Raw genomic sequence first — 23,235 nt, forward strand, 5'->3', positions numbered from 1 at the left:
TCCCTCCGGGTGCATATCAAAGGTTGTGGTTCAGTTCGTGAACTGCAGCGGCTTCGATCCGGTTGAGGTTCTCCTGTGTCGGCCACAGAGTCAGCGAGATATAGCCTGTGGCGCTGCCGTTGCCGCTGAATCCTCGGAGTACTCGTGGTTCGGGTTCCCGAGCATGATCAGGACTTTGATGTCCGGGATGTCGATGCCGGCCGTTGCGGCGAGTTGGTGCTTTGCCGCTGTTGAGAGTGCAGTTTCTACCCGTTCCCAGGCATCGGCGTTATGGAGAAGGTTTAGTCCCTGCTGTGTCTCTTCATGTGGTAGGTCTAGGGAGAACCCGAAACTCATCGAGTGCATCATCAGCAGGTCGATCTCGCCCGGGAAGTATCTGAACATTCCTTCCAAGGGAGTCAGTGCGCTGCGGAGAGTTTGAGTGCGTTCGGCTTCATGAGCCTTCGGTACGGCTTCGAGCCCATTCTTCGTGTCCACAATCGAAAGAGTCATGGAATGGACCGTAGAGCCTGACGTGACGTAAGGGTCAAGCCTTTGTTTGCAACCGTAAGCCAGCTCTTCACTGGCTGCTGGGCAGGCTCAATAGAGTGGAACGCATGGGTCTTGAATGGGAACAAGTTGTTTTTGATGCGGTACGGCCGGTCGAGCTCGGAGGCTGGTGGGCCAACGCTTTGGGTTGGGTTGTGGTCTTGGAATCTGATGATGAGTTCGAAATTCGTTCTGCACCGAGCCAGTTGCCTGGGTTGGTCTTCGTACCGGTGGCAGATTCAAAGGTAACGAAGAATCGTCTTCACCTCGATTTTCGTCCGGACGATCCTGTGGCCGAGGTCGAGCGGTTGCTCGCTCTAGGTTCCCGCAGGGTTGATGTTGGTCAGGGTGAGCAGCCCTGGACTGTACTTGCGGATCCGGAAGGAAACGAGTTCTGCATTCTTGGAGCCCGAAAGCAGATCACGTTCGATAGTTGAACGTTCGGACGGCTCCTAGTACGCGCCTACCACCGGAGAGTGCACGCAGGTTCGGAACCAGGTAATCCTGCAGGTCACACGCTTCCGCAAACCTGCCCGACGTAAAACCTGGTGAAGATACCTGCGCTGCAAGGGAAGATATTGCTCAAGCCTAAGAAAGTGAGACGCCGCACCGGGCTGTGGCGTCGGCTGCGTTCCGTACCATCTGCTGTAGATGTGTTGCATCGCATGAGCTTCGATGCACTTAGGTCATGCGACACTAGGCTTCTGTGGTCGGAGCGTTCATGTCCCCCATAGGGAGCGTAGACGGGCGGCGCAGTTGTCACTGACGTGTCAGGACTGAGACTCTGATGTACATGCGTCATTATCTGATCGTCATCATGAGCGTCCTTGCCGTACTCGCAGCCAACGTTGTCTTGGACGTTTGTACTGACGTCCCGATGCTCATTCGGTGGGCTTTTTCGATTGGGGTTGGGCTGTTCGTCACTGCGGTGTTGAATCGGTTTTCCCAACGTCGCCATGCGCGAAACAGGCCCAATGAAGTGAGTGGCCTGTAGGATTTTTCTCCACCGGTCGAGTGAACTGCTTTGGTAAATACAGGCAGCGAAATTCACCCGCGGGTCTAGTGAAGCAACTTTTGATGTCCTTTTGAGGCTGGTTTTTGTCGATAAGGAGGTCACTTGTGATTCTTTCGAAGGTTCGCGATCCCCGCTTTATTACACTCCGTCGGCCAGAGACCCTGACAGATTCTGATCACCGCATCCTTACTCTTTGGGCAGCCTTATGCGTAGGGCGTGTTCTTGATCTCTTCTAGTCCGCACGGCCAAGGGATCTACGACCGCGTCAGGCAGTGGAGGGTTCCCGCGCTTGGGTGTGGGTGGCGGGGTGAAAATGATGGAGACCCGTGCTTGGGGTGGCCGCGTATGCGATCAAGGCCGTGCGAGCTGCAGCCCCGAAGGCCAGGATGTTGCTGCCGGGCTACGGGAGTGTCAATGGCAGCGCGATCGGCTCCCGGAGGGTATTCGCGAGCTTGTCCTTGATGACCAGCGGTTACGCAATGACATTTGCTGGTCGGTTTTTAGCCTTGGCAAGTTTGCCGGTGAAACGCACACGTATTCCTTGTGAGAATTTCTCACTGAGTCAGATGACGTCAGCTACGGCTGGTCGAGTGGTTCACGAAATTCGCCCCAGCCGAAGTGGCTTTCAGCGATGAAGTCTTGCAGGTCGCTTTGTACGAAGCGGGTAAGGGTGCTCGTGCCGTTGTCGAGTGGGAGACTGCCGGATCCACCGGTTTCGCTGAGCACTTCCCACCTGATCCAGGCTTCATTCGATGCAATGAGAGCACCGTCCGGAATCTCGATTCCGTTAGGGTAATCAGCGACTTTCTCGATTCGCCATACCAAGGTTTGAAGCTCCATTTCAGTAAGTACTGCCTCAAATGCGGGTTTGAGAAGAAGTTTCATGTCTCTGACATACATCAGCCCGGCCATGTGTTCACAATAGTGGAGCCCTGCCAGGCGTGGATCGGCCGAACCCTCGTCGGACACTGAGCACCGCAGATTAGTCGACAGTGTCGGCGTCTTTTGGTTGTCGTGTTTGCCAGGGTAGCCAGTGCCCATCTGTGGGCAGCATCGTGTGCGCCAATCTCACGCGTTCATTGGGTAGGTCCTTCGTCCGGCTGCGACCAGATATCATCCCGACTCCCGGTTCATCGAGTTTGTACTCTATCCAGTCCCGTGGCCAGGGATCGAATCGCTCGACATAGCCTCCTGATACAACGGTGCGCACTGCCCATTCAAGTTCGCTGGCCAAGTTGGTGGGATCGTCATCACAGGCATCGCAGCCGCACACGGGAAAATGGAAGTCGTGGAGTAAACCGGCGTGAAGGTACACGCCAGGGAACTCGGTCAGAACAAATGTCAGCGGTGCCGTCGCCGGGTCATGAGGAACGACCCGTACGGCTCGAACAACATCATCTGGCACATGGAGGAGATCATCAGCGACCACCGTGTCCTGCTCAACGCTCACCTTGAAGGTGTCCTGCAGCCATTCGATGAGGGCATCGGCGACCGTGTGCAGGGGTTTGAAACGCTGCAGATTGCTCACTCGGGAATACGCGGAGCTGGGCGCTGGCTCCTCGTTCCATCTATTGCCGTAGTCGATACCTTGGCCTTGTTCATCGCGGTAGACCTCAGTCGGGAGAGTGGGGCGCCTATAGTCGTTCATGCCTCCACGGTAGCGCCCAGCGTTCTGGTCATCGAGAGTCTACGGAGAGTGCAAGGGTCCCGCAGAGGAATTGCCAAGATGCCCCACTTCAACGCACGGTCTGGCCCATATCCTTCGGAAAGCGAACCGCCATCCCGTGCTGTAGTGCCTGTTGCAAGTGCCTGTTGCATGCGGTCCAACGAGGTCTAGCTGTATTGCACCGCCTGGGATTCAAGTCATGGGGGTTCTGCGACACTCTTCTTCCGCGATCACAGCGTTCATGTGTCCGAGGGCCATTCGCTAGGGGGCGCGACTGCGTCTTGTCTCGCAGCGGGTGCTGTGAAGGAGCGACTCAAGAAGTTCTCGTTTCAGCCGTTTTATGAGTGCCTTTTCTAGGCGGGAAGAAGGGATGACGGTAGTGGGGGGGGGGGGGGGGGCAAAGGATGGGTGAAGCGGTAGTTTTCGCTGTTGTGGGAGCGGTTTGGCTGATTTTAGGAGAGCTATTGCTCGTCGGCAGGCACAGATTACTAGGGACCTTACTGGAGGCGGGGAGGTTCCCGATGGTCGGGTGAAGGGATTGGAGCAGTTGGGACTAGCATTCTGCGTCCTTTTGCTTGCGGCGGCAGGAACCATATTTTTTTGTTGCTCTGCCGGCCAGGTTGCCACTTCCACAATCCTCTTTCGACTCGTGCGTTAGGTCGCGCATTTTGACTGTCATGATGTCCGCTCCTCGCATGGACTCACCAAGGTTTGCTGCCCTACACGGTGTCAAATATCATCTCGATCTCTAGGAAAGCGAGACTCGCTGCCGTGCCGTGACGCCGGTTCCGCGCGATACGACTAGCTGTAGCCGTGGTGCATCGCATGTGTTTCGAGGGGCTTAGGTTACGAGACATCCAACCAAAACCCGGGGCAGACCCGGTTAGGATCGGTCATATGTCTAAGCGGTCTAAGTCTCAACTAGCTCGACGCAATCAGCGTCGCGCGTCACCCTCGGTGGCATCTACCAAAGCTGTGAAGCGTGAGCCGTTGCGTTTGCGCACGAAGGTTTTCTGGATTATTTCCGCAGCCATTTACGTGGCATCAATACTGGTGCCTGCAATTTTGGGTTTCGGGACGTGGATGGTGGTGGACATCATTTTGGTGCCGATCCTGGCTCTCATTGCTTTCGCCGTGATACTGGGGGATCAGACACCTGACGGCAGTGTTCTCAGCGGAGGGGTTGACTCTTACAGCGGCGGAGGAGACTACTGACCAGTTGGACACCACCGTTGCGTGCAGGATCCGGCCGTTGGCACGACATGCAACAAGTGTGGCTCCGTCTCTTAGTCTGCATCTGATAGACGATCTGTGAACGTGCGCTCTGGGGTTCGATCCACTGGTGGTTGGCGTCGGCTGCATGAGAGACCTATGTGCCCAAGATGAGTGTGGTGAGCGACTTTGGTTGGCTGATGAAGGGTGAATGGCCCGAGTTCACACTGACCGCGTTAGTGCATCTGCGGGCCATACGCTCCTGAAGGACAGGGCTAAGCGCTTTGTCCTGTTTACAGTGAACGTAGGTGCTCTCGATGGTTTCCCAAGCAGTGCGGGTGGGTACCCCGCGGCCATGACCAGGTTGTTGAGACACGAGGAGGGATGTAGCCCATGCGCTGTCGGCGTCAGAGCAATCGTCGTATAAAACCTTACGGGCCCGTGCCGGATAAATACTCGTCGACCCATCCTCGTTATGCCGGACGGCGTCGTTGACCAGTGCCGATGGCCCGCCCAACGTCGCGCCGCTCTCACCGCCTGCCGGTACGAATGCCGCAACATATAAGAGGTGTCTGACCCGTTCCAGCCCTGTGATGACTGATCCGCCGTACGAATGGCCAAGGACAACTGGCGCGACCTGACAGTTATCGACGATCTCCTGTACGACTGCAGTGTCCGCAGCTAACGAGCCTCTGTGCAGAAGAGGAACATGGACACTGACGCCTTGGCGGCGTAGATCGTCCGCTAATCGGTCGAAGTGGGCCGGCTGATGCCATAATCCATGAACGAGTACGACGTCGGTCGGTTGATTCATTCTGCCAGCATACGTTTGGAGATGCAGCTTTCGGTGAGCATGAGAACCCAAAGGTTGGTCACTGACCCGTACTTACAGGCAGCAATGTTGCGCCTGTAAGTCGGTGGCCGAGTGCGCAGCCAGGCTAGAGTCCTCCCTGGGCGTCGCCGCTAGCCCCTCTACTCAGGGTTACGCCGCACGATGATATGTGCGGTGAAGCTGCCCTAACCGTTGCAGTCCAGGTTGTCTCGAAACCCTAGAAAAGTGAGATGCCGTGCCGTGTTGCGATGCAAGGTGTGTGCTAGACAACGAGACGTATCTGTATTGCTTCGCATGCATTTTGAGCCACTTGGGTTATGAGACGCCTTCTGTTTGCTACCGGAGCGTTTATGAACCCTGGTGGGACCATGCTGTGGCACTCACTGTTGTGAATTCACGTTGGTTTGTCGTGGTCAGAGTTAGTGTTGCCGGGGTGTCCACCCTGTTGGCAGCATGCCTGTGATTTTTCCGCGTTCGGAATCGACCTCTGCGGACCAGCCTTGGGCGGAGAGTGGATCGCCGAAGGCTCCCCGCGCCAATCGCAGTCCGAGATCTGGGTGGGTGATCCCGGGTCCGCCGCCACGACGCGTGGATGCTCGCACGCTCCAGTGTTTGTCAGCGAATCCTCCTCCGCGGAAGGCACGGTAATCTCCGTAGCGGGCCGGATCGAGTAGATCCCAGCACCATTCCCAGACATTCCCAAGAGTGTCGTGGAGTCCGAAGTCGTTGGCTTGTTTTAGGCCTACTTCTTTTGTGGTCTCTAACTTGTCATTCGCTGTCCAGGCAATGGCATCGAGGGCGCCGTAGTGCGGTCCAGCCGTGCCAGCACGGCATGCATATTCCCACTCAGCCTCGGTCGCCAAACGGTACCCAGGGGCGCCTGTCCGCCAGGTTACTTCACCCTCTTCGAAAGTGTACGTAGGGGCAAGACCCTCGGCTATTGATGCTGCGTTGCAAAAATTGATGGCTTGAACCCAACTAATTTCCGCTAGCGGTAGTTGGGAACCAGGTCTGTCACTGCCCATCACCTGCGCGTACTGGGCCGTAGTGACCGGGACTGCCCCAATTTCGAATGGTTCCAGATCAACGGTCCAACGGCGCTGACGCCGCGCATCGTGCAATTCCACGTGCCCGGCCGGTAGCAGACGAAGGTCAAAAAGAGACACCCCAAAATCATCCCACGCAGTCCCGCAAGCGGTTGCTTTGCCGGGCACAAGACCACGGAACTGCTGCTTGTACATCAATCGCCGCGCGGCCTACTTTGAACTGAGCACCGCGGGATCGGGGTAGCCTTCTGGCTATGCGGCTACTCGAGACCACTTGCATCAGGCGGCCGTCTTATTGGGGGATGACGTCCTCGCGCAAAATGGAATAGAGCATGGAGTCCCGACGGACGCCCCGTTCCAGTCGATGGGAGCGAAGCCGTCCCTCCAGGGAGAAGCCGCTCTTCTCCAGGACGCGAATTGAGCCAATGTTGCCCGGGTGGCAGGTGGCGCTGATGCGCTCGAGGTGGAGCGTGTTGAAACCAAATTCAAGTAGCTGATTGACGGCTTCTGTGGCGTACCCGTTTCCCCAGTAGGCGCGGTGGAGCGTATACCCAAGTTCTCCGTTGCGGTCGTGGGAATCGGTGGTCCACACGGCCACCGATCCAATGAGCCTTCCATCCAAGACGGCGGCGAGTGAGTATGCTGACCGATCCGCGTCCAAGTGTGCTCGGGCGGCATTATCGATGAATGCCGTCGTCTGTTCCAGAGTGTTTGGGCCCCAGGTCGACCAGCGGGTGACTTCGGGATCTGAGGTGTAGTCGTGGACGTCTGCGATGTCTGCTGTTTTGAAGTCTCGGAAGCTTAGCCGAGGCCCGCGTGGATAGGACGTTGAAAGACTCACGATTCACCTTTTCAGTCGGTTGCCAAGCTACAAGCCTAATGACTTAGTAGGTTGCCATTGATGCATGACAGATGGCGCGACGCCGTTATACGGACTGTTCCCCCTCCAATCCGTTGGAGCGTTCCGTAAGACGGACCCTCAATGTACGTGGGTGGAGAACGGCTGGTGCGGCCGCCCCATTCCTAGTTCTGCACGTACGTATATCCCGTACGGTGACATGCTCGGTGGTGGTGCCTTATCAGGGATGGTCAAAAACGACCGTTAGCGACTTTCGCGCGGTGCAAAATTCCTCGCGGATGAGTTTCGACCTACTTTCGGTCGAAATCGAGACACTAGCCGTGATGTCATTTTTCGAAGTCGTCTGCACGGGACGCTGAATGGAACGGGTTTTAACCACACAGCAAATCCCCCGTACACGAGCAGGCTGAGAACCATGCGTTCGCATACGATCGTGTGATGGCTATCCTTATCGCTCCGAACACGACATATCACTCTTCCTGGTTGGAGGGATCTGTCGAATTTGATGGAGCCCACAGGGACGGTGGGGGAGGTGAAGGCTGGTCGCTTCAGGACCTCAGGGATGTTGGCTCGTTTCGGCGCTTCGTGGACGCACTCGTCAGCGATGCGTTGCCAGAGACCCCGCGGAAGACCGGATATGTGCCGTGCACGTATTTGTGGATTGTGGACGGGGACACGTTCCTTGGCTCTCTGGCCATTCGACATGAGCTGAACGATTTCCTCCTCAACGAAGGTGGACACATCGGATACAGTGTGCGGCCGTCTGCGCGTCGGCGCGGTCACGCCGTCAAGGCGTTGAGTGATGCTCTGCCAATGGCCCGCGAGCTGGGAATCTCGCGAGTGTTGGTTACGTGCAACGAAGATAACGCGGGCTCGCGGGCGACGATCGAAAAGAACGGCGGAATGTACGAGGACAGTCGAGGCGGAAAACGCCGCTACTGGTTCGACGCCCTCTAACCTTTGTGGGTCCTTGTCCAGGGAAAGGTTCCACGCCGGCGAGTGTCGACATTCTCGAGTGTCGTCGCCAAGTGAACCCTAAAACAGCATCCTTCACCGGATGTGCGCCGAGGTGGAGGCATCCAACTTCACTCGAACGCCATTGTCAGTTCCGCCAGGGATTCAATGCGCATGTCAGCCAGTTCGACCTCCGGGCGCTGTGCATGGAGATATCCCCACGGGCCACGACGAACAAAGGCAGTCCGCATGCCGGCCTTGCGGGCAGGCAGGACATCGTTATCGATGCGATCGCCGACATACAGGATCTGCCCGGGATCAAGCTGCGCGGTGTCGATGATTCGGGAAAAGAACTCTGCAGAAGGCTTCGCCGCACCCCACGCAGCAGAGGAAGCGATGAAGTCTGCATTGAAACCGGCCTCGCGTAACTGGGCCTCGACACCAGCTGGCTGGTTCCCGGCTATACCAACCGACAGTCCCGCGTGCCGAGCAGCGCGCAGACAAGCAAGCGCATCGGGGTAGAGGTCCGCTCGCTCGATGAGTGGAGGCACGACCGGAGGCTCGACCCCCAGCAGATCCCATACACGTCGGTGGTCCTCGTCGCGGCCGATGAGTGCACCGAGAAGCGCCATCAACGTGAACGGCGTTACTCCCGCGCGCTCTGCCTGGGCTTTCCACGCGCGGGTTTCATCGACCAAAGTTTCTCCGACATCGAACACCACAGCGCGGACTCCAGCTGGCATACGGGTTGTCGTCATGGCGTAATTCTTTCACTACTCCAGAGCCGTCCGATGGCCGGTCCTCCAGCGACGGCAACGGGTCTACACACACACTTCAGTCTTCCAGGAGCGCGGGCTTACAGGCCTGTGGATTCCCGTAAGACCCACCCGTAAAACTGCCCGGTGAAGGTGCGGCGGTTTCTGCCGGTCGACGCAATAGATGCCTGCCCTATGCGCAATGGTCAAAAACGACCGTTTGATACGTAGCCGGGATCGTCTTCAGCGGCAGTGTTGTGGAGGTCTACACGGTCTGTCAGAACTCGACGTCGAAATCAGAAAAGGTCAGAACCAGATCGGCACCGTTTTTGACTGGCGTCGGGGGAGCAGGTTGGGCCGTGATTATCTGATGGTGCCTCGTATCCTATTAGTTTCGAGGTACTTAGGTTATGCGACATCTGACCACCCAGGGAGTGCTAGATACGTGCCCGTTAGCCGATCCTTCGTCTGATGCTCGCGATATTCTGCTTACTCGCTGGCTACTAGCTCGATCTCGAAGCCGTCTGAGTTGAAGAGGTAAGCGGCATAGTGATCAGGGCCACCAGCGTGCGGGTACCTGTCCTGGAACAGCGGCATCCATCCGTAACGAGCGCTTTCCACGACAAGCACATCTACCTCTTTTTGGCTTCCGGCGTGGAACGCCAGGTGGTTGAGGCCTGGTGCTGTGCGCTCGTGTTGCCGGCCGCTCAAAGCCGGTGACTGTTCAGCCACTATGTAAGTCTGGTCAAGTCGCCAGCTGATTCCTGAATCCCAGCTTTGGTAGGTGGAGTATCCCAACCGGGGAAGAATCCAACCCCATTCCTGCTTGGCACGGTCTATGTCAGGGACCCACACCTCGATGTGGTGCAGGGATCCGGTGGGAGGGGTTTTCATAGTGGGAGTCTTCCATGCTCTACGACGACTCTCGGGTGACCGATCCCTTAGCTGATCAGTGACATAGACGTGGATCGGACGCGATCCAAACGCGCGCCGAAACCTGTCGGTACATTAGCTGGCAATTCATTGATGGGAAACCAGCGGACATCTTCGCTCTCATCACTCACTTCGATCTCGACGTCCGGGGTGATGACCGCAGTGAATCCCACATCCCAATGGGCCTCGCAGGAGAATCCGGCATGCAGATCGTGTCGATCAAGATCCACGATCGCGGTTGAAAGTAGAACAAGCTCGCCGATTCCCGACTCCTCACGAGCTTCCCTCTGCGCTGCTTCCGCTACTGACGCGTCCGTCGCCTCGATGTGACCGCCGAACTGAACCCAGAACTGCCCCTTGCGATGAAAGCACAGCAGGACGCGATCGAATTCAGGGGAAAAGACGAAGCACGAACCTGTGACATGCTCCGGGCCGCCATCTCGACGCAATGCCGCGTCCCCGGCAAAATTCACGAACCGCAGATACGCGTCTCGCTGTTCTGATTCGGGAAGTTCTCCCAGGGCAGTAAGCAGATTATCAAGAGGCATCTTGCCATCTTGCCGCACGCAACGAACAACTCAACGAATCGACAGAAGGGGGCTGTGTCCGCCGTCTGTTCGCACCCGTAAGCCCGTGTCCGAGTGCGCAGCCAGGCAAGCTTCCTCCCTCGGCGCCGTTAATAGCCCCCGTACGCACGTATACCCCGCACGATCATACGTAGGTGAAGGTTCCCTAACCGACGCCGTCCAGCCCACCTCGAAACCCTAGGAAAGCGAGGTGTCTCGCCGTTTAAGGCCCGGCGTGCGAACCAGCCTGATCGGTTGTAGCTGTGTTTTATCGTATGTGTTTCGAGGCGCTTAGGTTATGAAACATCGTGATTCCGTGGTCGGGGCGTTCATCTACTCGGTTGGGAACGTCCTGCGGGACTCTGCGGGAGCGCCTGGGCTGCACAAATGTCAATACTTGTTTGTACAAGCCCGGTGCGTCTGCATGTGGAACTCTCACCGGAGAGTTGAAACCATGTCGGGACGGATGGTTCTCGGTGAGGTGAAATCTGAGTTGTCCACGACGATCGTGGCACGTTCCCAAGGTCTTGCAGCATCTAAGTAGAGGCGCTGTCCTCCGATGTACCGGTGCATCGTTGGGTGTTCCGGGTCGGGGTTGCTGCCGTTTCGTACTGCCATTCGTGCAGCGGTTACGGTGAAAGGAACGTGCAGGAATACCGATGCATCCCAGTAGGCGGTGACTTCATCGCGGTGCAGGAACATACCTTCTACAACGACCAGCGCATCTGATGGGGCGCGAACGACTTCGGCTTGGTTCATTTGGTCGGTTACTGAGTCATAGGATGCCGGCGAGTACCAGCCGTCCCCTTGTGGGCCGAGTGGAGCGAGCACCTGATCGTTTAGGGCCGCGTAGTTGTAGGTGTTCTCCCAGAATCCTTTGGGTGAATTGCGTCCCTTGGCATGCCTGACGGGGGAGGGATTGAGGAAGTCGTCGGCGTGGATGAGGATCACGGGTCGATTCTGGATCTCGGATGCCAGGTTTTCGGCGAAGGATGTCTTGCCACTTCCGTCCACGCCGTCGACTGCTACTAACCGGCGCCCTGGACCGACGGTGCTGAGAATTTCAGTGGCAAGTAATCGCATGAACTGCTTCATATCCCCATTTTCCTGTAAGTAGTCCCTATCCAGCGTCCTCAAGCGAATCCTTCACCGGGCGCACTCGTCAGGCGACGCGCCGTTCAAGGCGTGAGTCGGAAATCAAGAGGTCCAAACCATGATGGCCCACACTGGAACAGAGGAATGCCAAATAGTTGGGGGCGAAGACAAATTGACGACCGTTGATGCCGACCAGAGGGGCGCTAGCAATTGGGCCGGCGTGGCGCACCCCTACTCAGAGAGTTTCGCGCACCTGTGCGCTGCGGCGATTGTGCCGTTGCTCGACGCGGCAGAGGCGGTATTGGGGGAGTTCGCGGGTTGTCGTGTGGCGGATGTTGGATGTGGACCTGGGAACCTGACGGGCCTAGCCTCAAGTCGGGGGGCAGAGGCAACGGGCATCGACCCTGACGCCGAGATGCTCGCCTTAGCCCGTACAACGGCTCCTCAGGCACAGCTGCTCTTAGGCGGGTTGCCGAACTTACCACTCGCCCCAGATGCTTTTGATGCAGTGCTGGCAAACTTCGTCGTCAATCACGTCGGCGACCCTCGTGCCGCTGTTGCTGACCTCAAACGGGTCTGTCGGCCGGGCGGGGTCGTCGCTGTGACGATATGGCCCTCTGAACTCTCTGCCATAAATAGGCTCTGGTCAGAGGTAGCGCAAGCCAGCGGGGTCGCAGCCCCAAGCCAGCAAAGACTGCCAGCAGATAAAGACTTCGACCGTACCGAGCAGGGATTGAATGAACTGCTGGTGGGTGCAGGTCTGAACGAGGTGCAAACGAAGACTCTCTCCTGGGATTTCGCTATCGAGGCTGAAGACTTGTGGGCTGGACCGGCCGGCGGCGTGGGAGAAATCGGCAAAATCGTAACCAGCCAGTTGCCGATGATGCAGTCCACAATGCGGCACGAATACTTGCGCCTTGTCGCGCCCCTAACTAGCGGTGGAAAAGTGGTTTTACCGGCCGTTGCTCTGCTCGGGATTGGGCAGGCACCCTGCAATTAGCCACCTCGTGGCGTCCCGCAAAGGATCGGCTTACGGACACGGTCCTGAAGCTCTGACAAACTGGCCGCATGACCACGATCTTCACGCACAAGCCGACAATCGAGGGCCAGCGCGTCAAACTTCGACCGATTTAGGCTCAGGATGCACCTACGGTGCATCGGATGCTCCAGGACGCCGAAGCTGCAATTCTGACTGGATCAGTGCACTCCAGCAGCCAGACAACGCTGCCTTGGACTGTTGATGACCTCCGCGAGACGTACGAACGCTGGAGCTCCGCTGATGACCGTCTAGTCCTCGCCGTGATCGATAAGGCGACGAACGCGATGGTTGGAGAAGTCGTGCTCAACGACTGGAACGAGTTGAACCGCTCCTGCGGCTTCCGCACTTTCCTTGGCGCCGAAGGCCGCGGCCGAGGACTTGGCAGCGAGGCTACCGAGCTGATTGTCCGGCACGGCCTACACAAGCTGGGTCTTCACCGAATAGCTCTTGAGGTTTACGCCTTCAACCCACGCGCCCGTCATGTCTATGAAAAAGTAGGATTTCGCTACGAAGGAACGGGCCGGGACGCACTGTGGTTCGACGAGCAATGGATTGACGTCCACTACATGTCGATCCTCGAAACCGACGCACCACTGAGTCAGTAGAGTATCCCTCACCGGGCATCTCCGCGGATGGCGAGAATTGCTCCGTGGGGTCGCTGCCCGGTGGTTGTCCTTGCGTGAGTCTCGAGGATATCGAAGCCCGCGGCTACCAGCTCGTCGCAGAGATCACTTACCGGCCATCGATATGCCGGGACGACCGCATGATCAAACTTCTCGATGGCGTGATTCTCGAAGAAGCCAATCAGCAGGGCGCCGCCAGGGCTGAGGACTCGATGGAACTCCAAGAGAGGAGTGTGGATCGTGTCTGGCTCATGGTGGATCAGTGAGTACCAGGCGAGCACTCCACCAATTGTCCCGGTGTCGACGTCGAGATTGTCGAGGCTGCTTGTCCGGAACGGAATACCGGGATAAGTATCGCGGGCGTGCGCAATGAACTCCGGAACCAGATCCACTCCGAGGGCAGGGACTCCGGCTTCATTGAGGAAGTTCGTCCATTGACCTGGACCGCAGCCGGCGTCGATGACCGCACCATCAATGCCGTTCGCCCAGGTCGCCACCAGGTGACGATCTGAAGGGTGCACCGCACCGAATGAAGCGAAGCGTTCGACGTATTCGACCGCTCTGCGCGAATACGCATCGCTGACAGCGTTGATCATGCGTTCGAGTCTAGGCAAGGTACGGACAGGTGCCTGGTTGCGGATTCTCGAGCTGGCGGTCTCCGACGTTTTTATAGTTGCATGCTGAGTACTGTCCGGACGGGAATGTTCCCGCCTCGATCATCAGCGACGTGGTGCATTCCGATTTTCTCAGCTACCCGTTCAGAAGCCCGGTTTTCCGGATGGATGATGGCTATCAGCTCGGCGACGTCAACGTGTTCTCGGGCGTAGTCGCGACAAGCAGCGGCTGCTTCTGTCGCAAACCCTTGGCCCTGCAGGTCGGAGCGCACATGGTACCCAACCTCAAGCTTCGGCGTCCCGTTTACCTGCTGCCAAGTCAGACCGCAGTCACCAACGAACTTTGCTTCCCGTGTCTCGACAACCCACAGGCCGTACCCGTGTTCCGCGTAATTCTCCAGGTTCCACTGAATCCACCTTGCGGCCTCCTCCCGGGACTTGGGGGCAGGGTAGAAACGCATTACCTCTGGGTCTCCAAGCAGCGCCGTCATGTTTAGGACATCAGCTTCGGTCATTTCACGGAACTGCAATCGATCGGTCGGTTGTGGCGTTGGCATCCGGTTACTTTACTTCGAGTACGCAGCTAAGGCCCGCAAGCCGATCGGTCTGCGGGCAGGAGTGGTCGAGTATGGAAAACTCCCAATGTGACCACGCCTCCCACGGGATCCCTGCACCACATCGAGGTGTGGGTCCCTGACATAGACCGTGCCAAGCAGGAATGGGGTTGGATTCTTCCCCGGTTGGGATACTCCACCTACCAAAGCTGGGATTCAGGAATCAGCTGGCGACTTGACCAGACGTACATAGTGGCTGAAAAGTCACCGGCTTTGAGCGGCCGGCAACACGAGCGCACAGCACCAGGCCTCAACCACCTGGCGTTCCACGCCGGAAGCCCCAAAGACGTCGATACGCTTCTCGCGGAAAGCGCTCCTCACGGATGGATGCCGCTGTTCCAGGACAAATACCCGCACGCTGGTGGCCCTGATCACTATGCCGCCTACCTCTTCAACTCAGACGGCTTCGAGATCGAGCTAGTAGTCAGCGAGTAAGCAGAATATCGCGAGCGTCAGACGAAGGATCGGCTAACGTAGCCACTCCAATGACTCAGCTGCGTGTTTGGATGAAGGATGACCACCATCAAAGTAGTGAGGGCCGAAGACCTGCCACTCAATGAAGTCCTTGAGTTGTACCGTGCAGTGGAATGGCTTGCCTACACGAAGGATCCTGACAATCTAGGACGAGCATTGGAAGGTTCTTCCACCCTCGTGGCCGCTAACGAAAGCCAGACGTTGGTTGGGCTAGCACGGGTCATTTCCGATGGTGCTTCAATTTGCTACCTCCAGGACATCCTCGTTCGACCGTCCCATCAAGGACGAGGTATTGGACGAGCCCTCGCTGAACGGGCGCTCAAACAATACCCGCATGTGCGTCAGAAAGTCCTAATCACCGACAACGAACCGAAGCAGAAAGCGTTCTATGAATCGCTCGGCTACTCCCAGACAGAGGAGTTCCAAGGAGGATCCGTCAGAGCTTTCATCCGATTCGACTGAGGACCTACGTCCGCTAAAGGAAGGGCTACCGGGCATGTTTGTGAGCCCGCGTTGATGGCAGACGGGTAACTACCTGCAGTTAACTTCCCCGATACAAAGAACAGCTACCTTGTCCCTTATGACGCTGATCATTCAACTTGCAGACTTCGAGGATCCCGCACTGAGGACCTTCCTGGAAGAGCACCTTGTCGATATGGCACCATGCTCACCTTTGGAGTCTCAGCACGCGTTGGACCTCACTGCACTGCAGCAGCCCACCGTTCGACTCTGGGTAGCTTGGAAGGAACAACGGATAGCGGGTACCTGCGCATTGGCGGCACTGACGCCTGACCATGAAGAGCTCAAAAGCATGCGGACCGACCCGGACTTCCGTGGTCAGGGGGTCGCTTCGGAGTTACTGCGTCATGTGCTGGCCAACGCCAAAATTCGCAAGGTAGCGCGCATATCCCTTGAGACCGGATCCATGGAGTTCTTTGCACCCGCACGGGCACTGTACAAGAGAAATGGGTTCGGTCAATGTCAGCCCTTCGGGTCCTACATTCAGGATCCTTACAGCATCTACATGACTCGTACCCTTCAACTGAGCTAACTCTAGGATGGGTCGCAATGTTACCGATTGAAGATAACGGCGCCCATCATGACAGGAGCCTCCGAAAGGGACGTCCCGTATGAAGGTCTTCCGCTGGCCTTCGTTAGGTCCTTTGACGCGTCGTCCTGATTCCGGCCGTTGGGCATAGCGTCGATTCCCGTTTGATCTGCTCTAAAAACAGACTGGCGAAGGCACCCTAGGCTCCACACGCCGAGTTGTCTCGTATCCCTAGGAAAGCGAGATGGCTCGCTGTGACTGTTAGCCCGGAATGGCGGTTGGGTCGCAGCTTGAAATGGCGGTTTTGCCGTTCCGAATTGGGAACCCTGACTGGGGCGGAAAATGGCTGACCGTCCCTCCTAGTGGGAACAGGGTAGCCAATGGCACGAGGTGGCTATCATCGGTGACATGTATGAACCTTGGAGCAAGGGAACCGTGAAGACCTGGAACAGCGAAGAAGGGTGGGGATCCATCCAAATTGAAGGTGTGGCCGCAGAATGCTTCGCCCATTTTTCTTGAGTCGTCCAGAGGACGAATGAGTTTTTTGAGCTTGTCCCAGGCGAAGCCGTAAAGCTCACCTGGCACGAGGCGCAGCAGGATGAATTTTTCATCGTTGCAGTCCGTGTCGAGCGTTCTTAGCCGAAGCCTCGGCGGCACGATCCGTAGGGGATCCCCTAACGAACCATGTGGACGCCGTCAGTGCTCGTAAGTCCCTTGGTCGTGGTCTTCGTGTACCGTCATGGAATCGATAGCGTAGGGGCAGCGACATGACATGTTTTCCATTTCCGATTGTTACCGCCGTGGTCGGCGCAGCACTGCTGCTGGGCGGCTGCTCCGGCTAAGCCGGGCCAAAAGCCTTGGACCGTGCCGCGAGGCCGGAAGACAAGCTGCCGCCAGGCATCACCTTCCAACAGGATGTGAATGCGGCAGTTAAGGGCACGCCGTCTTCGATATGCCGACGCAGGATCTACCAGCGCACCAACGCTGTCTGGTCAGGCATGGAGGCAGTGTTACCGGTGAGGGTTGCAGACGAGTGTGGACATTCTGTGCAGATGGCTCCGGAAAACTGCATGTGGCGGTCCGGACCTCGTGTCGAAAATGACCGTTTGATACGTAGCCGGGATCGTCTTCAGTGGCAGTGGAGGTCTACACGGTCTGTCAGAACTCGACGTCGAAATCAGAAAACGTCAGAACCAGATCGGCACCGTTTTTGACTGGCGTCGGGGGAGCAGGTTGGGCCGTGATTATCTGATGGTGCCTCGTATCCTATGGGATACGAGACAACCTGGACTGCAACGGTTGAGGCGCCTTCACCGCACATGTCATCGTTCGGGGTAACCGCGCATAGAAGGACTAGCAACGGCACCGAAGTAAAAAGCTCGCCTGGCTGCGCACTCGGCTACCGGTTTACAGGCGCTGTTGAAGTGCGCGATCGTTTTCAGTTACGAACCACGAAGCGTTATCGGAAGAAGCTCCAAAAATGCAGCCCCCTGCACGCGCTGAGTGCGTGACGCTTGAGAATTCAGATCGGTGCACCATGCGGGATAGACACGGAGACCGCGCTTGCCGGGATGCAGGTCGGAGCTGACGTATCCGAGCAAGATCAGGTCCGCCGTGGGGAATTGGAAGACCCCGAAACGTTCGTGTTCTTCGACGAAGACGAGCAGTCCAGACATCGACTCGTCAGCTGTGAAGGGCCTGGTCGATCCGTCTTCGCCGCGCTTCCAGACCGTGACGAAGGCGCCGGGCTTCGTCGGTGTGATCCGGGCGGTGCGGATCCGCCACTCCTCCGTTCCGATGCGTGCTACCCCAGATTCGTAGTCGCTGTTCTGTTCTTCAACATGAATAACATGCTGTGCATCAACAGGCGCAGGCGCAAGGTCGATGAAACGCTTGAATGCGTGGAAATTCACTCTCAAACTGTATTCGCTCAAGAGTGCTCATACCCAGCAGTCTGCAATTACAACGGCCGTCCCGGTGGGGGTCCTTTACCGGGTCCTTGAACGGGACATCCCCAATCAGCACGTCAGGTCGTTGGCCGGGCGGCAGTGAAGGAGAATCAGTGCATGATCAGCACAGCAAAGGATGAGGGTTTCGTGGTTCGAGCGGGGGGTCATTCACGAATTCAGATCCTCCGGTTGTTGCGCAGTGCGGACGTAATGCTCAATGTCCATGCCGAGACGCTGCTCGCTCACCCCGTTTTCGACAACCCAGAGCGTCAAAACTTACGAATCGTAGAGCGAACGGTAGAAGAGCTCGGCTTCGAGCACGGCGCGGTTCAGTCCCGGGTCTTCAGCGCTGCACGGAACCGGGGCCTCGCCCTCTGTCCATTGGTGGCTGGCCCTTACCTCCGAATGGCGATGATAGACCAGTCGAACGCGCCGGACTCCGTTTTGTCGGCAGGTCGCGCGCCTACCGGAGCCATCCATGTCGCTTCCGAGCCGCTAAGCGAGGACGTCGAGTACCCCAAGGGTTTCTACCTCCGGGTCGTGGACGGGCAGGCATGGCTGAGGGGATACCGGTGCGATGACACGCATGTGTGGGCGCCGGACCATCGGCTCGCATTCCTATCGCCAGGTCGCTAATGAGACGCGCGCTCATTATCTGACTTTTTGAGTTGGAGACAGTCAAGCCCAGCTTGCTCCACGTTCTTCCGCCGTGAGCTCTCCTTGGCCCGTACGATCGTGGAATGAGTCGAGTCGTTTTCATGTGCGGCCCAGCCGGCGCAGGTAAGTCCACGTTCGCTCGGCAGCTGGAGGCTGATGGAATGACTCGGCTCTCTGTCGACAAGGCTGCTTGGCAGATGGGACTGCGCACAATGCCCCTCGGGTTGGAAGATCAACGCCAAATTGATGCAGAACTCCGGGTACGCCTGCTCGCCCTTGTCGAGTCAGGTGAAGATGTGGTCCTCGACTTCTCGTTCTGGTCGCTAAGCATGCGTGAGGAGTACTGTCGTATGCTCAGACCACTAGGAGTCGAGCCAGAGCCCATCTATTTGGCTACGCCTCGAGACGAAGTCTTGGCCCGCGTTCGTGCCCGGAGGGCGCACCATCCGGACGACTTCAGCTTGAGCGAGGAACTGGCCGCCGAGTACTTCGACCACTTAGAGGTTCCGACTACGGACGAAGGCCCACTGAGGGTCATCGCCGGCCCGTAGAGGGTTAATGGCAACCTGCTAAGTCATAGGCTTGAAGCTTGGCAACCGGCTGAAAGGTGAATAGTGAGTATTCCACCGAGCTATCCACGCGGCCCTCGACTGAGCTTCCGAGACTTCACCACCGCGGACATCGCAGACGTCCACGACTACACCTCAGATCCCGAAGTCACCCGCTGGTCGACCTGGGGCCCGAACACACTGGAACAGACGACGGCGTTCATCGACGCTGCCGCCCGGGCGCACTTGGAAGCAGATCGGTCCGCGTACTCGCTCGCTGCGGTCCTGAAAGGAAAGGCCATCGGCTCGGTGGCCGTGTGGACCACCGATCCTCACGACCGCAACGGAGAACTTGGGTACACGTTCCACCGCGCCTACTGGGGAAACGGGTACGCCACAGAAGCCGTTAGTCAGCTACTCGAATTTGGTTTCAAAACACTCCAGCTCGAACGCATCAGCGCCACCTGCCATCCGGGCAACATTGGCTCAATTCGTGTCCTGGAGAAGAGCGGCTTCTCCCTGGAGGGACGGCTTCGTTCCCACCGGCTGGTACATGGAGTCCGCCGGGACTCCCTGCTGTATTCCATTTTGCGCGAAAAACATCCTGGCGCGGTGCCGCCCCGTTGACACGGTGGCCCCCGTTAGCATGCGGGACGGTTTGCTATCTTTGAGCGATGGTCACCGTGCATTACCCCAAGCCGCTTCAGAGTGGGGATCGAATTGAGATCCCCGCCCCATCCATGGGTGTCCCCGACTCCCTTCACGAACGGTTGCACGCCGGCACCAACGCGCTGAAGCGCCAGGGCTTCGACCCCCATCTGCGTCCCCATGCCACTATCGGCGGCCTTATGCCTGCTACCGCACAGGAGCGCGCGGAAGACCTGGAAGCAGCTTTCGCAGGAGCTGGTGCGGTGCTGCCGCCTTGGGGTGGAAAATTCGCAATCGAGCTCATCGAATACCTCGACTGGGATGCCATCGCTGAGGCGGAAACGTGGTTTGTCGGCTGGTCGGACATCTCAACCCTGCTGATGCCGCTCACCGTTCTCACCGGAGTAGCCACGCTTCAGGGGGCGAACTTGATGGATGAGCCCTGGGAGCTGCCAACACAGTTCCAACGCTGGACACAGGTCGCCGGCCTGACGGAGGGCGATTCGTTCACGCAGCATTCGGCTCCCCAACGTCGCTCACGCCCCTGGGTCGACTGGAACGACGAACCTCTTGACCGAGAGTCCGCCTACGAAACCCCAACACAGTGGCGATCGCTTGATGGTCGGCCTGTCAGTATGCGGGGCCGACTGATCGGTGGCTGCCTGGAAACTGTCTCCCTCTTGGCTGGCTCACGGTTTGGGGACGTTCCCGGGTTCGCTCGGCGCCACGCACCAGAGGGTGTGATCGTTTACCTCGAGTCGGCCGGCTCTGATGCACCGTCCGTGCTCCGAATGCTTTGGTCCTTGCGGCTGGCAGGCTGGTTCCAGCACGCCTCCGGCGTCCTCATCGGTCGCAGCAGCGCAGCCCAGACCAGCGGGGTGAGCCAGGCAGAAACCGTGGACCGCGCCCTCGGAGACCTCGGCATACCAGTCATTTATGACTTCGACATCGGACACCAACCCCCACAGATGCCGCTGGTTAATGGCGCCCTCGCGGACATCAAACTCAACGACGGCCACGGCACGATCATCCAGCACCTTTCAAGCTAACGACGTCCCGGAAGTCGATCGGACTCCCGGCGGCAGGGGTGACATTCAGCGCTGCGAGAATGCCGCCATTTATCGCTGCGATTCACACGAGATCGCCTCGGTTTCGACCGAAAGTAGGTCAAAACTCAACCGCGAGACGTTTTACGCAGCAAGAAAGTCGATAACGGTCATTCTTGACTGATTCCAATAACCACGTTCAACAGTGCAGGTGGCGCGACTTCTCCTACGCCGTTCGCTAAGGTGTCGAATATGGGTCCGGCAGCCGTGCGAATTGTGAAGGCAGTAGCGTTGCCTCTCCTGGTCCGGGCTGTTTTCAATGGTGCCCTGCTGGGCGCGTGTATCAGCGCGGGCATCTCAGCATTTTCGACCGTTCAGGCAGCTTTGTATCCGGAGCAGTTTGGGCTCTGGGGCATGAGCGGTGGCCAGATATTCTTCATGGCCGTCCTTGGGCTCGTTATCGGAGCCGTTGCCGGGCTGGCAACGGGTTCCGGTTCGGTAGCGGCGCTGTGGATTGACGCCAGTACCTCCTTATCAGTCGTGCTGCCAGGCGCCCTCACCGCTGGATTGGGAGCAGCCGCGGTGACGGCCGTTTACACCGTCGTCGCCTTCCATGCCCTGGGAGAAACCGCCTTGGCGCTGGCAGGATTCGGAGCCGGCCTCGCCACAGTCTCCGGGCTGCTCGCGGCATTTCATACTCGACGGCTTATCCGCCGCTACCATTCCACCGGCCAAAAGCAGGCCAACTGAACGTTCCCAACCGGGCAGATGAACTTTCTCACCGCGAAAGGACGGTGTCGCAAAACCTACATGCCTCAAAAACATACGAAACAACACAGCCGCAGCCGGTTTGTGAGGCGTTAAGAATAGGAGACAGCTAGTTAGGTTTTCGACCTTCGGTCGTGGTAGATATTTGATCGAAAAATCTGCCACTGCTGTGGCTGGTGAGTAGCCCAGTTGCGCCTCGACTCAGTCGACGGAAGTTGGGCTCCGATGACGTCACGCGCCTGGTCGACGGTGGCCAGCTCCGCACTGCCAAATTGCGTCTCAAGGTCTGGGCTTTGACGATATGCAGCCCACAGCGCGGGCGCGTCTTCAAGCGTCCAAGGGCGAAGTCCGACGGTCATGGCTCTTATCGTGCCCGAGTAAGGGCTGGCGCCACGAATTGGCCCCACCGCAGACCGGCGGAATCAAGCTGTTACTGCAACAGAATTCCTTGGATCAATTCGATCGGTTTTTTGACTCTAGTCTCTTGCGTAGCCGGTCGTTAAGTTCATGGGCTCCCCAGGCCAGATTCGTCGCGCTATGAATACTTAGGTCGGTTCCTTTAGGGAAGTACTGGCGCAGCCGTGGTTCACTGCGTGCGGTCTGGTCCAGAGCCCGTCTGTGCGTCAGGGGATTGAGGCGTTTACCAGAGCCTGGCTATGTTGGTGTCTGGGCGAGGTGAAGATGTCTCGTGTTTCCGCTACCTCGTATTGCTCATCACACATGGTTCATGTCCCCGGCGCATACACCGGGTATGCGCGGTGCTCAGAGCATTGTGGCTGAAAAATTCGGTGTCCGGCAGCTGCGGTCTGTCAGCTTCCCCGTGCCCGGCCCACCTCTCTAACCTATGGGGTACGGGCGAGGCGTGCGGAGTCAAGGATGGATCGTGCGCGGTCGTCAGATACATGGTCCGCGACATTGAGCCAGACCGTGATGGGTGGTGCCCCGATCAGGGGCACGAACACGATACCGGGGTGAATTCCCCTTGTGCGTGCGATGTCCGGGACGACCCCAACCCCCCGGTCGGAGGCTACGGTTTCGATCCATTCGTCGTAGCTCTGTGTCTCCACGATCTCAGGTGTGATGTCGGGCCAGAGGCCCGGTGTCGTCGTCCCGTTGATGATGTTGATTACCAGGGGTCGCCGCGGCACGTCCTCCCAAAGTACGGGATTGCCGACCGCCAAAGGCGATCGATGCGAACACACCAGCACACGGGGCTCTTGAAAGAGCTTGATGGTTCGTGGTTTGTCGAGGAGTTCCCGCGGCACCGGGGACCTCAACACGGCGGCATCGACGTCTCCGCGCACTAGGGGCTGCACTGGTGCGTCCACCCGACTGAAGGAAACCCCGAGGCCGGCGTTCTCCTGCAGATACCGGGCCATCTCCTGCGCCCAGGGGGTAGGGAGGAGCCAGCTAAAGCCCAGAGTGACGGTGGTATTTCCTCGCGCTGCAGCGACGCCTCGGTCGAGGCTGGCCAGCGTCGACTTGGCGTGGTCCAGGAACAGGGTTCCCGGTTCGGTGAGCTCGAAGCTTTTTGACGTCCGACGGATCAGCTGGACCCCCAGGATGGACTCGAGTTGCTGCACTGTCCGGGACAGGGCCGGCTGGGTGATCAGCAGTCTCAGCGCCGCGTAGGTGAAGGACTCTTCCTCTGCCACAGCCACGAAGGCCCTTAGGTGCCGCACTTCCACGTCCATGCTTCCCAAGCATAGACACTCGCTGATCGGTATTTTTCCGTACCGATAGCCG

At 58.1% G+C, this 23,235-nt stretch carries 28 protein-coding genes and 2 pseudogenes; 14 read left to right on the forward strand and 16 right to left on the reverse strand.

Annotated elements, in window-relative coordinates:
• Positions 1-16: 16 nt before the first annotated feature.
• Both QMG79_RS16610 and QMG79_RS04955 read right to left on the reverse strand, forming a co-directional pair.
• Positions 17-100 (reverse strand): hypothetical protein, encoded by an 84-nt coding sequence (locus QMG79_RS16610; protein ID WP_502934713.1) that lies wholly within the window; start codon positions 98-100, stop codon positions 17-19.
• Complete coding sequence (locus QMG79_RS04955; protein ID WP_283537481.1) at positions 91-492, reverse strand: DUF2268 domain-containing putative Zn-dependent protease; 402 nt, start codon at positions 490-492, stop codon at positions 91-93. The genes QMG79_RS16610 and QMG79_RS04955 overlap by 10 nt, the downstream gene beginning before the upstream one ends.
• A 104-nt stretch (positions 493-596) precedes the next feature.
• Between QMG79_RS04955 and QMG79_RS04960 the strand changes: the two genes are divergently transcribed.
• Together QMG79_RS04960 and QMG79_RS04965 are read left to right on the forward strand one after the other, a co-directional pair.
• Positions 597-965, forward strand: coding sequence for a VOC family protein (locus QMG79_RS04960; protein ID WP_283537482.1), 369 nt, complete (start codon positions 597-599; stop codon positions 963-965).
• A gap of 356 nt (positions 966-1,321) precedes the next feature.
• Positions 1,322-1,522: a hypothetical protein gene (locus QMG79_RS04965; protein WP_283537483.1), complete on the forward strand. Its 201-nt coding sequence runs from the start codon at positions 1,322-1,324 to the stop codon at positions 1,520-1,522.
• A 597-nt stretch (positions 1,523-2,119) separates the two neighbouring features.
• On the opposite strand, the gene QMG79_RS04975 is transcribed toward QMG79_RS04965, so the two are convergent.
• Complete coding sequence (locus QMG79_RS04975; RefSeq protein ID WP_283537484.1) at positions 2,120-2,455, reverse strand: hypothetical protein; 336 nt, start codon at positions 2,453-2,455, stop codon at positions 2,120-2,122.
• A gap of 70 nt (positions 2,456-2,525) precedes the next feature.
• Entirely contained in the window at positions 2,526-3,191 is a 666-nt protein-coding gene (locus QMG79_RS04980) for a DUF6226 family protein (protein ID WP_283537485.1), read from the reverse strand.
• Positions 3,192-4,106: 915 nt separating this feature from the next.
• Between QMG79_RS04980 and QMG79_RS04985 the strand changes: the two genes are divergently transcribed.
• Positions 4,107-4,424, forward strand: coding sequence for a hypothetical protein (locus QMG79_RS04985; RefSeq protein WP_283537486.1), 318 nt, complete (start codon positions 4,107-4,109; stop codon positions 4,422-4,424).
• A gap of 154 nt (positions 4,425-4,578) precedes the next feature.
• Here the strand turns inward: QMG79_RS04985 and QMG79_RS16615 are convergent, their stop codons facing one another.
• From QMG79_RS16615 to QMG79_RS04995, 3 genes are all read right to left on the reverse strand, one after another.
• Positions 4,579-5,235, reverse strand: a complete 657-nt coding sequence (locus QMG79_RS16615) for an alpha/beta hydrolase (protein ID WP_502934699.1) — start codon at positions 5,233-5,235, stop codon at positions 4,579-4,581.
• A gap of 437 nt (positions 5,236-5,672) precedes the next feature.
• Positions 5,673-6,419, reverse strand: coding sequence for a formylglycine-generating enzyme family protein (locus QMG79_RS04990; protein WP_283537487.1), 747 nt, complete (start codon positions 6,417-6,419; stop codon positions 5,673-5,675).
• A 172-nt stretch (positions 6,420-6,591) separates the two neighbouring features.
• A complete protein-coding gene (locus tag QMG79_RS04995; RefSeq protein ID WP_283537488.1) occupies positions 6,592-7,140 on the reverse strand; it encodes a GNAT family N-acetyltransferase in 549 nt (182 codons plus the stop codon).
• A 456-nt stretch (positions 7,141-7,596) separates the two neighbouring features.
• Here QMG79_RS04995 and QMG79_RS05000 point away from each other — a divergent pair, with 456 nt between their 5' ends.
• On the forward strand, positions 7,597-8,115 hold the full coding sequence (locus QMG79_RS05000) for a GNAT family N-acetyltransferase (RefSeq protein ID WP_283537489.1): 519 nt from the start codon (positions 7,597-7,599) through the stop codon (positions 8,113-8,115).
• A 128-nt stretch (positions 8,116-8,243) separates the two neighbouring features.
• Here QMG79_RS05000 and QMG79_RS05005 read toward each other — a convergent pair whose 3' ends face one another.
• From QMG79_RS05005 to QMG79_RS05020, 4 genes are all read right to left on the reverse strand, one after another.
• Positions 8,244-8,870, reverse strand: coding sequence for an HAD family hydrolase (locus QMG79_RS05005; RefSeq protein WP_283537490.1), 627 nt, complete (start codon positions 8,868-8,870; stop codon positions 8,244-8,246).
• Positions 8,871-9,356: 486 nt separating this feature from the next.
• Positions 9,357-9,761 carry a VOC family protein gene (locus QMG79_RS05010; protein WP_283537491.1) on the reverse strand — a complete coding sequence of 135 codons (405 nt, stop codon included), beginning with the start codon at positions 9,759-9,761 and terminating at the stop codon, positions 9,357-9,359.
• A 47-nt stretch (positions 9,762-9,808) separates the two neighbouring features.
• Positions 9,809-10,348, reverse strand: coding sequence for an NUDIX hydrolase (locus QMG79_RS05015; protein WP_283537492.1), 540 nt, complete (start codon positions 10,346-10,348; stop codon positions 9,809-9,811).
• A 453-nt stretch (positions 10,349-10,801) separates the two neighbouring features.
• Positions 10,802-11,461 carry a nucleoside/nucleotide kinase family protein gene (locus QMG79_RS05020; protein ID WP_283537493.1) on the reverse strand — a complete coding sequence of 220 codons (660 nt, stop codon included), beginning with the start codon at positions 11,459-11,461 and terminating at the stop codon, positions 10,802-10,804.
• Between the two features lie 118 nt (positions 11,462-11,579).
• On the opposite strand from QMG79_RS05020, the gene QMG79_RS05025 reads away from it, so the two are divergent.
• Positions 11,580-12,461, forward strand: a complete 882-nt coding sequence (locus QMG79_RS05025; protein ID WP_283537494.1) for a class I SAM-dependent methyltransferase — start codon at positions 11,580-11,582, stop codon at positions 12,459-12,461.
• Positions 12,462-12,610: 149 nt separating this feature from the next.
• A pseudogene (locus QMG79_RS05030) lies at positions 12,611-13,105 on the forward strand (GNAT family N-acetyltransferase); the annotation flags it as partial.
• Between the two features lie 8 nt (positions 13,106-13,113).
• On the opposite strand, the gene QMG79_RS05035 reads toward QMG79_RS05030, so the two are convergent.
• Both QMG79_RS05035 and QMG79_RS05040 read right to left on the reverse strand, forming a co-directional pair.
• Positions 13,114-13,719 carry a class I SAM-dependent methyltransferase gene (locus QMG79_RS05035; RefSeq protein WP_283537496.1) on the reverse strand — a complete coding sequence of 202 codons (606 nt, stop codon included), beginning with the start codon at positions 13,717-13,719 and terminating at the stop codon, positions 13,114-13,116.
• A 71-nt stretch (positions 13,720-13,790) separates the two neighbouring features.
• Positions 13,791-14,294, reverse strand: coding sequence for a GNAT family N-acetyltransferase (locus tag QMG79_RS05040; protein ID WP_283537497.1), 504 nt, complete (start codon positions 14,292-14,294; stop codon positions 13,791-13,793).
• Positions 14,295-14,381: 87 nt separating this feature from the next.
• Between QMG79_RS05040 and QMG79_RS05045 the strand changes: the two genes are divergently transcribed.
• From QMG79_RS05045 to QMG79_RS05055, 3 genes are all read left to right on the forward strand, one after another.
• The gene (locus QMG79_RS05045; RefSeq protein ID WP_283537498.1) at positions 14,382-14,786 is read left to right on the forward strand and encodes a VOC family protein; all 405 of its coding nucleotides are present in this window, start codon (positions 14,382-14,384) and stop codon (positions 14,784-14,786) included.
• A 78-nt stretch (positions 14,787-14,864) separates the two neighbouring features.
• Positions 14,865-15,287 carry a GNAT family N-acetyltransferase gene (locus tag QMG79_RS05050; RefSeq protein WP_283537499.1) on the forward strand — a complete coding sequence of 141 codons (423 nt, stop codon included), beginning with the start codon at positions 14,865-14,867 and terminating at the stop codon, positions 15,285-15,287.
• Between the two features lie 118 nt (positions 15,288-15,405).
• Positions 15,406-15,876, forward strand: a complete 471-nt coding sequence (locus tag QMG79_RS05055; protein WP_283537500.1) for a GNAT family N-acetyltransferase — start codon at positions 15,406-15,408, stop codon at positions 15,874-15,876.
• 1,439 nt (positions 15,877-17,315) lie between these two features.
• On the opposite strand, the gene QMG79_RS05060 is transcribed toward QMG79_RS05055, so the two are convergent.
• On the reverse strand, positions 17,316-17,786 hold the full coding sequence (locus QMG79_RS05060; protein ID WP_283537501.1) for a MepB family protein: 471 nt from the start codon (positions 17,784-17,786) through the stop codon (positions 17,316-17,318).
• A 153-nt stretch (positions 17,787-17,939) separates the two neighbouring features.
• Here QMG79_RS05060 and QMG79_RS05065 point away from each other — a divergent pair, with 153 nt between their 5' ends.
• From QMG79_RS05065 to QMG79_RS05085, 5 genes are all read left to right on the forward strand, one after another.
• Positions 17,940-18,458 (forward strand): hypothetical protein, encoded by a 519-nt coding sequence (locus tag QMG79_RS05065; RefSeq protein WP_283537502.1) that lies wholly within the window; start codon positions 17,940-17,942, stop codon positions 18,456-18,458.
• Positions 18,459-18,562: 104 nt separating this feature from the next.
• Positions 18,563-19,030, forward strand: coding sequence for a P-loop nucleotide/nucleoside kinase family protein (locus QMG79_RS05070; protein ID WP_283537503.1), 468 nt, complete (start codon positions 18,563-18,565; stop codon positions 19,028-19,030).
• A gap of 63 nt (positions 19,031-19,093) precedes the next feature.
• Complete coding sequence (locus tag QMG79_RS05075; protein ID WP_283537504.1) at positions 19,094-19,654, forward strand: GNAT family N-acetyltransferase; 561 nt, start codon at positions 19,094-19,096, stop codon at positions 19,652-19,654.
• 47 nt (positions 19,655-19,701) lie between these two features.
• Entirely contained in the window at positions 19,702-20,724 is a 1,023-nt protein-coding gene (locus QMG79_RS05080; RefSeq protein ID WP_283537505.1) for a S66 family peptidase, read from the forward strand.
• 249 nt (positions 20,725-20,973) lie between these two features.
• The gene (locus QMG79_RS05085; protein ID WP_283537506.1) at positions 20,974-21,471 is read left to right on the forward strand and encodes a hypothetical protein; all 498 of its coding nucleotides are present in this window, start codon (positions 20,974-20,976) and stop codon (positions 21,469-21,471) included.
• 471 nt (positions 21,472-21,942) lie between these two features.
• On the opposite strand, the pseudogene QMG79_RS05090 reads toward QMG79_RS05085, so the two are convergent.
• Both QMG79_RS05090 and QMG79_RS05095 read right to left on the reverse strand, forming a co-directional pair.
• Positions 21,943-22,068, reverse strand: a pseudogene (locus QMG79_RS05090) (IS30 family transposase); the annotation flags it as partial.
• Positions 22,069-22,331: 263 nt separating this feature from the next.
• A complete protein-coding gene (locus tag QMG79_RS05095) occupies positions 22,332-23,183 on the reverse strand; it encodes a LysR family transcriptional regulator (RefSeq protein ID WP_283537507.1) in 852 nt (283 codons plus the stop codon).
• Positions 23,184-23,235: the final 52 nt, after the last annotated feature.

The organism is Pseudarthrobacter sp. PS3-L1, from assembly GCF_030063285.1.
In the GTDB taxonomy this organism is placed as follows: Bacteria; Actinomycetota; Actinomycetes; order Actinomycetales; family Micrococcaceae; genus Arthrobacter.